A 12,293-nucleotide genomic window follows, 5' to 3' on the forward strand; every position below is an offset into this window, starting at 1 on the left:
CCGCTTTCAAACAAAGGTTTGGTTGCTGCAATCAGGTCTTCACGGACGGCAATTCCGACACCAGCCTGAGCGAGGCGTTGATGCCCTCCAGCTGGTAGTGCGGGCGCAGATAGAAGCGGGCGTTGTAGTAGCCCGGCCGGCCCTCCACGCTGTCGACCTGCACCTCGGCGGCGGCAAGCGGACGCTTGGCGCGTGCCTTGTCGTCGGCGAAGGCCGGGTTGGCCAGCACGTACCGGTTGATCCATTCGGTCAACCAGATCTGCATGTCGGTGCGTTCCTTGAACGATCCGACCTTGTCGCGCGCAATCGCCTTGAGGTAGTGCGCAAAGCGCGAGACCGGGAACAGATAGGGCAGGTTGGCGGAGAGCCGCTCATTGGACTGGGCGTCGGGGTCGACCAGGCGGCCCGCCCGCGTCTCGTCATCTTGCAGCGAATGGGCGCCGATAAAGGCCGCGAGATCGGTGTTCTTGCGATGCAGGATCGGCATCAGCCCGAGCTTGGCCAGTTCCGCCTCGCGCCGGTCGTCGATGGCGACTTCCGTCGGGCATTTCATCGCGATCGAGCCGTCATCGGTCGGGAAGGAGTGCACCGGCAGGTTAAGCACAGTGCCGCCATTTTCGACGCCGCGGATCTGCGTGCCCCAGCCATAGAGCTTGTGGCTGCGGTTGATGTTGACGCCCATCGGGAAGGCAGCGTTCATCCAGACATATTTGTTGTGATCGCCCTGCACTTCCTCCTCGAAGGAGAAGCCCTTGACCGGGACTGTCTCCGAGCCGTAGGGCAGCCGCGCCAGCACGCGCGGCATGGTCAGCCCGATATAGCGCGCATCCTCGCTCTCGCGCAGCGATTGCCACGAGGCGTAGGCCGGGTTGGAGACGATCTGCTGCAGGTCCTGCGGGTTGGGCAGTTCCTGCCAGCTGTCCATGCGGAACAGCCGTGGCGAGGCGGCGGCGATGAACGGCGTGTGCGCCGAGGCGCAGATGCCGGAGATGTTGCGCAACAGGCCGACGTCGCGCGGGTGGTTGGAGAACTCGTAGGCGCCGATGACGCAGCCGATCGGTTCGCCGCCGAGCATCGAATACTCGTCGGTGTAGACCTTCTTGAAGATCGGGCTCTGGTCCCACATCTGGCCTTCATAGTCTTCGAGCGTATCGGCCAGCTGCTCCTTGGAAATGTTCATCACCCGGATCTTCAGCTTCTGATCCGTCTCGGTGTTGTTGATGAGGTACCAGAGGCCGCGCCAGGTGCCTTCCATCTGCCGCACTTCCGGCGCGTGCAGGATTTCGTTGACCTGGGTCGTCAGCATCTTGTCGATGCCGGCGATCAACGACTTGATCGACTTGATCGAGTTGGACGAAATCGTCGTCGTCTCGGAGCGCGACTGCGCCGCCAGAGCCAGGTTGCGAACCAGCTGCTGCAGCTTCTCGCTGTCGTCCTTCTTGACCTTGAAGTCCTTCTCCAAGAGCTGGCTGAATTCGCCGAGATCGACGGCCTCGGCCTCGGCGACGGATGCTGCGGTCTTTTGCTGTTCGGCCATGATCTATTCCTCACCCTTGTCGTCGGACAGCGCCTGGGCGGCGATCTGGCCAAGCAGCGGCTGATTGTTCAGCAATTGGGCGATGCGCTTTTCGGCATCGACGCGGCCGTCCATGAAGCCGAGCAGCTCCTCGAGCTGGCGCCGCATCTTGAGGATTTCGGCCAGTTGCGGGACCTGTTCGGCGATCTTGTCGGGGGCGAAATCGCCCATCTTGGTGAAGGTCAGGTCGAGCGCCAGTTCTTCGTCGCGCTCCTGTCCCTCGGCCTGCGGCAGCGTGTTCTTCACCCGCGCCTTGACCCTGGGTCCCAGCGCTTCCATGAATTTGGGGAAGCGGTTGGCATCGGTCTCGACAAAGGAACGGTCGAGCACCGTCTTGGACGCTTCCCTGGTCTGCGATGCGCCCGACAGGTCGGCCATCACGCCCATGACGAACGGCAGTTCGATCGTCGTCGGGCTGCCGTAGGTTTCGACATCGTAGGCGATCTGCACGCGCGGGGCGCGATTTCGCTCGATGACCTTCGCTTTGCTTTCGGCTGGCATGTGTTGCTACCTTTCATCCTTCTGGGCAGTCTTCTTGGCGTCGGGAACGCCGGCGAGCAGCCGGAATTCCTTGAGCCCCGACGGGGCGAGGTCTTCCATCAGTTCAACGAAATCCATGTGCACCATCCTGCGCACCCGGCGGGCGAGATGCGGGATCGGACTCGACGGCTCGGTGCGGTCGTAGAACGCGACCACAAGGTCGAGGCACTTCACCACATCGTCGCGCGAGGAAATCCTGTCCGGGAGCCCCGCACCGGTCTCCGCGTAGCTTGCCATCGTCTCGGCTCCATGACCGTTTCTGACCGGCGCGGCCGGGCTTGCCGCGGCAGCAGCCGGGCTGGCGGCTCCCTTCGTCGCTGCCTCTTCCGTGGTCTCGACCGCCGTGTTGCGTTCCAGCGTCGTCAGCACGCGCTGCAAAAATCGTTTCAGGTCCGGGACGGCAGCCCCGTTGCTGTCAAGACGGGCATTCAGGGCCGTATCGACCGCGTCGAGCGCCTCGATCGCTGCGTGCGCCCCGGCGATGAGCGCTGTCATCTGTTCACCGGCCTGGTCCTGATGGGCGGCACAACCGCTGCCCACCCGGTTCAGGAGCTGTCCGTGCGCGCTGACCAGCGCTGCCTTCTCCGTGGCATTCAATCCCGACGCCGCTTCCTGAAGCATGACGCGATCGTCGAGCGCACCCTGTTCGAGATCGCGTCCGCTGATCGGCCCGATGGGACGAGGAGCGAAGAAGACCATCTGCCTGAGGTTCGCCAGCAGGCCTTCCTGGCCGTTCTGCAGGTCGGCCAGCGCGTTGAGGCGGCGCAAGGCGGCCTCGCGTGGTTGGGGGCTGGCCCGCAGCGCCGGATGCATCGTCTCCCAATGCGTCTCGAAGGTCCTTGAAATCAGGGTCAGGCCCTGTGCCAGTCCGGCCAGCCCCTCTTCATTGGCCAGCGCCCGTGCGACAATGACAAGCAGGCGCAGGTCGCGGCCATGCGAACGCAACTCCTCGGCCTTGCCGAGCACGGCAGGCCAGTCGACCGGAATGGTCGATTGCGCGGCTGGCTTGTTGCGCCCGTCATGGACGACCTTGACCTGCGGCTCCGTGAGCCGCTCCAGCTCATGAAAAGCCGGATCGTTGCGCAAGTCTTCGCCTGACGGATTTTCACCGTCCAGCGGAGCAAGCCAGAGTGCGAGATCGATCACAGATACCCCCGGCGACCGGCTCTAAAACCGTACGTGACCCAACGTTAGCACACGGTTGCATATTCCCACAATTCGCCATCCGCTCAAAAGTTAACGAGCGCTAATGAATGTCGGTGCAACTGCGTCTCGAATGGCGCAATTCATGGCGTGCCTGCCCAACCTCGTATGTGAAGCGCATCGCATAGGATTAGAAAAAATCGTGGTTGTCTGCATTTGGCGGCGCGGGACTCTCCACAAAGGGAAAAGGCCGGCTGCATCAAGCGCTTTGTCAAGCGGCTGCTTATGTGGCAGGCTGTCGACGGGCAGATTGCAGGAGCACGTTCGATGGAACAGCGCCGGTCGTCGCAGGGGTTCAAACGCAAGGAACTAGTTGGCAAGCTCAATCCGGTCTGCCTGCGCGCCTTCAAGGCCGCCGCCGACAGCGCCAAGCTGCGCGGCAATCCTTACGTCGAACTCGTCCATTTCATAGAACAACTGGTGCTGTCCGAGCGTTCGGATGTGCAGATGATCATTGCCGATGCCGGCGTCGATGCCAGCCGGCTTACCAGCGACATGACCCGCGCCGTCGACAAGCTGCCCTACGGCGCCACCTCGATCGAGGAATTTTCCGACCACATTTTCCACGCCATCCAGGAAGCCTGGAATCTGGCGACGCTGGAATTCGGCATGGAGGAGGTCCGCAGCGCCCATATCGTGCTCGCCTGCCTGAAGACGCCGGTGCTGGAAGGCCTGGTGGCGAAGATCAGCGGCGAATTCGACAAGATCGACGCCGACGGGGTCATCGCCCGCTTTGCCGAGGTGGTGGACGGTTCGCTCGAAGCCGGCGTCACGGCAGCAGTGGCTCCCACCGCCGAGGCGCCGCGGCGCGCTCCGGGCGGGGACTCCGCGCTGGCCAAATACGCCACCGACCTCACCCAGCGCGCCCATGACGGCAAGATCGACCCGGTCGTCGGCCGCGACCCGGAGATCCGGCAGATCATCGATATCCTGATGCGCCGCCGGCAGAACAACCCGATCCTGACCGGCGAGGCCGGTGTCGGCAAGACCGCGGTGGTCGAGGGCTTTGCCCTGCGCATCGCCCAGGGCGACGTGCCGCCGCCGCTGCAAGGCATCAGCGTGCGCATGCTCGACGTCGGCCTGATGCAGGCCGGCGCCAGCGTCAAGGGCGAGTTCGAGAAGCGCCTGAAGGCGGTCATCGACGAGGTCCAATCCTCCGAGACGCCAGTTATCCTGTTCATCGACGAGGCGCACACGCTGATCGGCGCCGGTGGTGCCGCGGGAACCGGCGACGCCGCCAATCTCTTGAAGCCGGCGCTGGCGCGCGGCGAATTGCGCACCATCGCCGCAACCACCTGGGCCGAATACAAGCAGCACATCGAAAAGGACCCGGCGCTGACCCGCCGTTTCCAGGTGGTCAAGATCGACGAGCCGTCGGAAGCGGTCGCCGTGCTCATGCTGCGCGGTGTCGCCGGCGTGCTCGAACAGCATCACGAGGTGCAGATCCTCGACGAGGCGATCGAGGCGGCGGTCGGCCTGTCGCATCGCTACATCCCGGCGCGGCAATTGCCCGACAAGGCGGTCAGCCTGCTCGACACCGCTTGCGCCAGGGTCGCGATCTCGCAGCATGCGACGCCGGCCGAGGTCGAGGACATTTTGCGGCGCCGCCAGGCGCTCGAGGTCGAAAGCGGCATCATCGGCCGCGAGGCAGCGATCGGCATCGAAGTAACCGACCGGCAGGCGCGGGTCGAGGCCGGGCTCACTGAGACCGGGGCCATGCTCGCCGCCGCCGAGGAGCGCTGGGAGCGCGAAAAGGCGCTGGTTGCCGAGATCCTCGAACTGCGCGCGCGGCTGCGCGGCGACGGCGTCCCGCTCGATGCGGTGGCGACAGCTGAGGCCGATGCCGAACCGGCAGCGCCGGACGAAGAAAAGACCAAGGTGCCCAAGGCCGAGACGCCCAAGGCCGAAACGTCCGAGACCGAAGCGCGGGCCGAAGCTGCGCCGTCAGATCCTGTCGCCGATCTGGCGCGGCTGCGTGAACTCATGGCCGAGCTTGCCACCGCGCAAGGCGAGACGCCGCTGATCCTGCCGTCGGTCGACCGCAATGCGATAGCTGCCGTGGTCCAGGACTGGACCGGCATCCCGACGGGCAGGATGCTGTCCAGCCAGACCGAAAAGGCGCTCAAGCTGGCCACCACGCTGTCCGAACGTGTCGTCGGCCAGGATCACGCCATGGAGATGATTGCCAAGCGCGTGCAGACCAGCCGCGCCGGGCTCGGAGCGCCGGAAAAGCCGGTCGGCGTGTTCCTGCTCTGCGGCCCCTCGGGAGTCGGCAAGACCGAGACGGCCCTGGCGCTGGCCGAGACGCTCTATGGCGGCGAGCAGAACCTGATCTCGATCAACATGTCCGAATTCCAGGAGGCGCACACCGTCTCGACGCTCAAGGGCGCACCGCCCGGCTATGTCGGCTACGGCAAGGGTGGCATTCTCACCGAGGCCGTGCGCCGAAAACCCTATTCGGTGATCCTGCTCGACGAGGTCGAGAAGGCCCATCCCGACGTCCACGAGATCTTTTTCCAGGTCTTCGACAAGGGCATGATGGATGACAGCGAGGGAAGGCGCATCGACTTCAAGAACACGCTGATCCTGCTGACATCGAATGTCGGCTCCGAAGTCATCATGGAGCGGACGCAAAACGGCACGGTGAGGGCGGGGCTCGACGGCCTCGATGCAGCCTTGCGCGCTCCACTGCTGAAAGTCTTTCCGGCAGCGTTCCTCGGCCGCGTCGTGACCATCCCTTACTATCCGCTCTCGGATTCGATGATCGAGGCCATCACGCGCCATCAGTTCGGCAAGATCGCGCGGCGGCTGCGCGCCAGCCACGACGCCGAACTGGTGATCGGCGACGGCGTCATGGCGCTGGTCAAGGCGCGCTGCACCGAAATCGAGTCCGGTGGCCGCATGATCGACGCCATCCTCACCAACACGCTGTTGCCGGAACTCAGCCGCGGCGTGCTGAACCGGTCGCTCGACGGCGAGAAGATGACCAAGGTGACCGTCAGCGCTTCCACTGACGGGTTTGCCTATTCGTTCGAATAGTCAGGCCTGACTGCTCGGCTCCGTCTCGGCGCGGATCAGCTTGATGTCGGCGCCGGCTGCCCAGGCGCCGATATCCTCGCGCCGCAACGCCGCCGCCATCATGTCGGGAAACAGGTCCGGCGTGCAGGCGAAGACCGGTATGCCAAGTGCCGCGACCGAAGCCGACATCGCCGGATCATAGCCCGGCCGGCCCTGATCGGTCAGCGCCAGCAGCACGATGACATTGACGCCGGACCGGACCAGCGCCGCAAGCCGCCGCAGCAAGTCCTGGCCGTTGCCGCCCTCATGGAGGTCGGTGATCAGCACGAAGTGGGATTTGGTCGGCCGCTCGATGCGGTCGGCGCAATAGGCGACCGCCTGGTTGATGTCGGTGCCGCCGCCGAGCTGCACGCCAAACAGCACCTCGACCGGGTCGCTGAGCTCTTCGGTCAGGTCGACGATGGCCGTGTCGAAACAGACCAGCTTGGTGCGCACGACCGGCAGCGACGCCATCACCGCGGCGAAAATCGAGGCGTAGATCACCGAGCTCGCCATCGAGCCGGACTGGTCGACGCACAGCACCACTTCGTCGAGATCGACCAGCCGGCGTTGCTTGCGCATGAAGCCGACCAGTTTTTCCGGCACGACGGTTTTGTGCTCAGGCTGGTAGTGGCGAAGATTGGCCGAGATGGTGCGCGGCCAGTCGATGTCGCGTTGGCGCGGCCGGTTGGTGCGTCGCGACTTGTCGAGCGCGCCACGGATCGCCTCGGCGGTCTTCTGCTCCAGCCGCTGCATCAGCTTGGCAACGATGTCGGCGATGATGGTGCGGGCGATGTCCTTGGTCTTGGCCGGCATCACCGAACGCAGCGAGATCAGGTCGGCGACGAGGTTGACGTCGGCCTCGATCGCCTTGAGGAATTCCGGCTCCATCAGCATCTGCTTCAGGTTCAGCCGCTCAAAGGCATCCTTCTGGACGATCTGGACCACCTGGGCGGGAAAGAAGGAGCGGATATCGCCCATCCATTGCGCCACGCGTGGCGCCGAGCGGCCGAGCCCGCCGCGCCGCTTGCGCGGGTCGGCATCGGCATTGGCGCCGTCGCCGTAAAGCGCATCGAGCGCCGAAGACAGTTTTTTGTCATCACTGGAAAGGGCGGAGGAAGCCTCGTCATCGGCGCCGATCGCCAGCCGCCAGCGGCGCTCGCGCCCGCTATCGGAGGATGCTGGGCCGGGTTCGGGCACTTCGGCTTGGTCATCCATTGTCACACTCCGCCCGCCAGCAATGGCCCAACCCGCTCCAGGTGCCTGCGCCAGCCCTCGCCGCCATCAGGCGCCGGCGTCAGGCCGGCCGGCAACCTTGCGGTGCGGCCGAGCACGGCCTCGATCAACCGCCGCCGCTCCATCGAGTCCAGATTGGAGAAGACACGGCGCAGCAACGGCAGATGCGCGATGAAGGCGTCTTCGTCGAGGGATTTCAGCCACGCATCGACGGCGCCGCGCAGACCCTCGTCATAGATCAGCCTCTGGCCGGCAGTGCTGAAAAAACCTTCGAAGAACCCTGCTGCCTGGGCGACCGGCGTCCCCGGCGACAGCCTGCGTCCGAGCAGCCCGGCGGCGTCCTCGGCCGAGAGTTGGCCGGCTTCATAGAGCAGATGCGCGGCGCAGCCGGCGAGCAGCGCCGTCGAGCGCGGACCTTGCAGCACGCCGGTTAGGCCGTTGCGCCATGCATCGAGCACGCCTTCGCCGGGCTCGACCAGCCGGATCGCCGTGTCGGCCTTGCGCACAGCACCGACCAGCGTGGTGGCGGCCTGCTCGTCCAGGTCGCGCACCGCATAGGGCAGCGCGATCGCGCCTTCGACGATCAACCGTTCCAACAAACCGGACAGCCGGTTGGTTTCGGTCTTGCGCGCCTCGCCGTAACGGATGATGTCGGCAAGCGGCGGCACCGAGGCCAGCATCTCCAGGCATTCGCTGCTGTGCGCTGCGCGCGCCTCCAACGCTACAAGGCCGGCGCTCGCGGCCTCCGACAGATCCGCCGTAATGGCGCTCTGGACAAGGGCGGCAAGCGTGTCGAGGCTCGCGGCCGCACCGAGCATCTGGATCAGGCGGCCATTGGCGGCCTTTTCGATAGTCGGGCCGTAGATCAGGTTCTCGACCAGGCGCACGGCATATTCCGGCTCCCAGGCCAGCGTCCATTTTTCGCGAAAGGTGCCGCGGCTGCGGCCGGCGTCGGCCAGCCTGCCCCATTGCACGCCAAGCACGTTCAGCCGGTGCAGCAATGTCGAACGAAACAGTCCGCTTTCGCTGCGCAGATCGACCGACAGCTCGCGTTCCAGCGCCTCCGGCTTCAGCCGCGCCGCCTTCTGGTTGCGCTGCAGGTCCTCGATCAGCGGCGCCAGCGGCGTGTCGGGCGGAATCTCGCCGACATCCGCGCCCAAAAGCAGCTCGGCCTCGACCAGCGCCCACAGCACCGCTTCGCCGTTGAACAGCGCCGCGATCGCGGCATCGCGCAATTCCTCGAAGCCGGGCTTCGGCCGCTCGCGAATGGCAGCCAGTGTGCGCGCAAGCCGCTCGGCCTCGATCAGCGACGCGGTCGACACCAGATGGCCCTTCGCCCGCAGCACCGCCGCGATCGTCGCCAGCCACAGCGTCGCGGCGTCGCGCCGCCCTCGTGTGCGCCACAGATGCTTGCACCAGCCGGGCGCGACGACGCCAGCGCCATAACCATAGCCCAGCGCAAGACGCGGCCCGGTCCATGGCGCCCATGTCATGATGCTTTTGCGCCGGGCAATTCCCTTGATCAGCGCCTGGTCGTTCTTCTGCGTGTGCGCGGCCTGCAGGGCCGGCACATGCCATGCGCCGCAGACGACGGCGATCGGTCCGGCGAATTCCTTGCGCGCGGCGGCGATTTCCAATCGCATATGCGCTTCACGCTTGGCCTCGAACGGCGCGATCGCACCTTCGCCGTCGCGCAGCGTCGTCATCGCATCGGTGATGGCAGCGAAGATTGGACCCGGCTGCGGATTCTGCTCGATAATGTCGGCCCACCAGCTTTCGCCATCTTCATAGCCGGCGGCCGCAGCCAGCGTGCCGATCGGGTCGCGATGCGATGCGGGCTCGCCATCCTCACCGGTTTCGTCCTTGGGTTCGGGCTTGTCGGCGTCAGCCGTTTTGTCGGTGTCGTCGGTTGCCGGTGCCGCGAACCGTGCCGATGACGGCAGGTCGATGAACCGCAATGCCGCCTTGTTCTCCACCGCCCACACCGCCGCCTGGTATTCCGGCGAGAACTCGGCGAACGGCCAGAAACTTGTCGCGGCCGGGTCGTCCTCGGGGTAGCAGAGCAGCGCCACCGGCGGCTGCATCTGCGGGCGCGCCAGCAATGGCAGCAGGGCGGACGCGTCGCTCGGCCCTTCGATCAGCACCGCGACCGGCTGCAAGTCCCGCAGCGCCTGCACCAGGCTGTCGGCGGAGCCCGGCCCGTGATGGCGGATGCCGAAATAGGCGACGTCGCTCATGACCTCAGATCGCTGCGTTCAGTGCCGCGTAATAGCCGGCATAGTCCGGCCGCTTCTTGAGCACCGTTTCGAGATATTCCTCCAGCACCACCTTGTCCTGCACCGGGTCCTTGACGATGGCGCCGACAAGGCTGGCGGCGAGGCCTTCGGCGCCGAGTTTGCCGCTGTCGAACCACGCCGCCTGGCTGAGGCCGCCGACCATGGTGGCGATCGCCTCGGCGGTCGACAATGAACCCGAAGGCGTCTTCAGCGTCACCTTGCCGTCAGCGGTTGCGCCCGAGCGCAGCTCGCGGAAAATGGTCAGCACGCGCGCAATCTCCTCGCCGACATTCTTCGGCACCGGCAGGTCGAGGCCGCCGGCCATCTCGTCGACCCGCTTGGAGACGATCGCCACCTCTTCGGCCATGTCTTCGGGCAGCGGCAGAACCACCACATTGAAGCGGCGCTTGAGCGCCGAGGACAGTTCGTTGACGCCCTTGTCGCGATTGTTGGCGGTGGCGATGATGTTGAAGCCGCGCTGGGCATAGAGCGAGGTGTTGAGCTCCGGGATCGGCATCATCTTTTCCGACAGCACGGTGATCAGCGTGTCCTGCACGTCCGAGCCCATGCGCGTCAGTTCCTCTAGCCGGCATAGCTTGCCGCTCTCCATGGCGCGGTAGAGCGGCGTCGGCACCAGCGCCTCCTGGCTCGGCCCTTTGGCCAAAAGCTGCGCATAGTTCCAGCCGTAGCGGATCTGGTTCTCGTCGGTGCCGGCCGTGCACTGCACGATCAGCGTCGAGTTGCCCATGATGGCGGCGGCGAGATGTTCCGACACCCAGGACTTGGCGGTGCCGGGAACGCCGAGCAACAGCAGCGCGCGGTCGGTAGCGAGTGTCGCCACCGCGGTTTCCATCAGCCGGCGGCGACCAACATATTTCGGCGATATCACGGTGCCGTCGCTTGCCTTGCCGCCGAGCAGATAGGTCAGCACGGCCTTCGGCGACAGGCTCCATCCGGCCGGCTTCTGGCGTTCGTCATTGCGCGCCAGCGCCTGCAGTTCAGCGGCATAGGCCTGCTCGACAGGGAGGCGGATGGCTGCGTTCATGGTGCTGTTCTCCGGATTGTCATGTTTTGGTTCCCGTCATTGCCGCGTTGAGGCGCAGGAAAACGAGCGAGGCTGCCGCCGGCAGCATGCCGGCCGCAACAATGTCGCCGATCAACCGTTCAGCGGTCTCCGCTCTGGCAAGAAAGCCTATCGTTTCCAGGGCGTGGTCCGCGCTTCGCTTCGCGGGCTCGTCGTTTCCCGCAACCATGGTGCGCAGTGCCGACAGCGCCTTGCCATTTGTCAAATCGTCCCATTCAAGCCAACTCGCTTCGGCGCCTTCGACCAGGTTGAGCGCTTCAAGATTTTGAGCGTCCTTCAGGATCCGCCTGATCAGGTTCCGCTTCCTGCCGCTGTCCAAACGCAACATGAGGTGGAAGACAAACAATGCCGACTTGCCACCTTCGGCGACAAGCGTATCCGCCAACAGCGCCACCGTGGCATCGCTGCCGGACACGGCGACCATCCGAACGAGAGACAGATCCGCTCTGTCATCGGCACCGAATTGCCATGCCCCGATGAAATCGGACTCTGTTTTGCCGAAATGCGCCGCAAGATCGACCAGGTAACAGCTTGCGAACAGGTCGACGCGACGACTTTCTTGCGCAGCCGATTTGAGTTTTGCCGGCGTGTATGTGGTGCGGCGGCGGATGAAGCCGGATTTGCCTTCTGTGATGAAGGCGGCGAGTTCGGCAACGGGGTCGTCGGCTCCGTCGTTGCCCGGCCGGCCATGCTCGCCCAACCTTGCCAGCAGCCGGCCCGCCAGCTCCCGCACCTTGCCGGAGCGGTCGGTGGCCAGGCTTTTCAGGAATGGCGCGTCCGTGGGCGTCAGGTTGAAATGCATGAGTTCGATGAGCGCCAGCCGGACTTCAGCCGGCTCGCCCGTCGCCTTGGCTTCCATCAGGCTGCGGGCCGTGGCCGGATCGCGACGGCGCATCTCGGCCAACGCGATACGGCGCGCGGCGGGGTAAAAGTCATCCCAGTTCTGCGCCGTCAGCTGCTCCTGCGGGGCAATCTTCAGCCCCTCGACGCTGGCCTGCCAGTCGATCCACGGCGCATAGATGTCAGGGCTGTTCTGGTCTGATGCCGACGGCATCCAGTCCATCGGATGCAGCACGTAGCCGCGGCTGGCGACGAGCGTCGCGACGCGCGACTTGCGCCGCGCATCGGCGGCGTTCTTCAGGGCCGCCCGCAACAGCGGCCGCAACCGCTCCGGCAGCAGCGGCAGGCCAAGCCTCGGCAGCGGCGGGCGCCGCTTCAGCGTCTTCGGCGCCGACGGCCGCAGGCCGACATCGAGCGCCTGCGCCGCGATCGCCAGCAGACGTCGCTCCCGTTCGTCTGGGCTTGCGCCACCCGCGATCTC

At 65.4% G+C, this 12,293-nt stretch carries 8 protein-coding genes; 1 reads left to right on the forward strand and 7 read right to left on the reverse strand.

The window, feature by feature from the left end:
- Window positions 1–31: 31 nt before the first annotated feature.
- From tssC to tssA, 3 genes are read right to left on the reverse strand one after another with little or no spacing between them, the layout of a single operon-like run.
- A complete protein-coding gene (tssC, locus tag AC3CCE_RS26445; protein ID WP_023682611.1) occupies window positions 32–1,537 on the reverse strand; it encodes a type VI secretion system contractile sheath large subunit in 1,506 nt (501 codons plus the stop codon).
- A gap of 3 nt (window positions 1,538–1,540) precedes the next feature.
- Entirely contained in the window at window positions 1,541–2,077 is a 537-nt protein-coding gene (gene tssB / locus AC3CCE_RS26450; RefSeq protein WP_023673718.1) for a type VI secretion system contractile sheath small subunit, read from the reverse strand.
- A gap of 6 nt (window positions 2,078–2,083) precedes the next feature.
- Window positions 2,084–3,262, reverse strand: coding sequence for a type VI secretion system protein TssA (gene tssA / locus AC3CCE_RS26455; RefSeq protein WP_023708140.1), 1,179 nt, complete (start codon window positions 3,260–3,262; stop codon window positions 2,084–2,086).
- Between the two features lie 324 nt (window positions 3,263–3,586).
- Here tssA and tssH point away from each other — a divergent pair, with 324 nt between their 5' ends.
- Complete coding sequence (gene tssH / locus AC3CCE_RS26460; protein ID WP_352625565.1) at window positions 3,587–6,358, forward strand: type VI secretion system ATPase TssH; 2,772 nt, start codon at window positions 3,587–3,589, stop codon at window positions 6,356–6,358.
- On the opposite strand, the gene AC3CCE_RS26465 is transcribed toward tssH, so the two are convergent.
- The 4 genes from AC3CCE_RS26465 to AC3CCE_RS26480 are packed head-to-tail and all read right to left on the reverse strand — an operon-like array spanning window position 6,359 to window position 12,137.
- Window positions 6,359–7,594 (reverse strand): VWA domain-containing protein, encoded by a 1,236-nt coding sequence (locus tag AC3CCE_RS26465; protein WP_352625567.1) that lies wholly within the window; start codon window positions 7,592–7,594, stop codon window positions 6,359–6,361.
- Window positions 7,595–7,596: 2 nt separating this feature from the next.
- Entirely contained in the window at window positions 7,597–9,849 is a 2,253-nt protein-coding gene (locus tag AC3CCE_RS26470) for a DUF5682 family protein (protein WP_352625569.1), read from the reverse strand.
- A gap of 4 nt (window positions 9,850–9,853) precedes the next feature.
- Window positions 9,854–10,933, reverse strand: coding sequence for an ATP-binding protein (locus tag AC3CCE_RS26475; RefSeq protein WP_023701533.1), 1,080 nt, complete (start codon window positions 10,931–10,933; stop codon window positions 9,854–9,856).
- 19 nt (window positions 10,934–10,952) lie between these two features.
- Window positions 10,953–12,137, reverse strand: a complete 1,185-nt coding sequence (locus tag AC3CCE_RS26480) for a DUF5691 domain-containing protein (RefSeq protein WP_488377225.1) — start codon at window positions 12,135–12,137, stop codon at window positions 10,953–10,955.
- Window positions 12,138–12,293: the final 156 nt, after the last annotated feature.

The sequence above is a fragment of the Mesorhizobium sp. P160187 genome (genome assembly GCF_057766425.1).

Excerpts from the sequence above, each read along its gene's own strand:
- tssH (WP_352625565.1), top strand. The coding sequence starts at position 3,587 with ATGGAACAGCGCCGGTCGTCGCAGGGGTTCAAACGCAAGGAACTAGTT.
- tssC (WP_023682611.1), bottom strand. The coding sequence starts at position 1,537 with ATGGCCGAACAGCAAAAGACCGCAGCATCCGTCGCCGAGGCCGAGGCC.
- AC3CCE_RS26465 (WP_352625567.1), bottom strand. The coding sequence starts at position 7,594 with ATGGATGACCAAGCCGAAGTGCCCGAACCCGGCCCAGCATCCTCCGAT.
- tssB (WP_023673718.1), bottom strand. The coding sequence starts at position 2,077 with ATGCCAGCCGAAAGCAAAGCGAAGGTCATCGAGCGAAATCGCGCCCCG.
- AC3CCE_RS26470 (WP_352625569.1), bottom strand. The coding sequence starts at position 9,849 with ATGAGCGACGTCGCCTATTTCGGCATCCGCCATCACGGGCCGGGCTCC.
- AC3CCE_RS26475 (WP_023701533.1), bottom strand. The coding sequence starts at position 10,933 with ATGAACGCAGCCATCCGCCTCCCTGTCGAGCAGGCCTATGCCGCTGAA.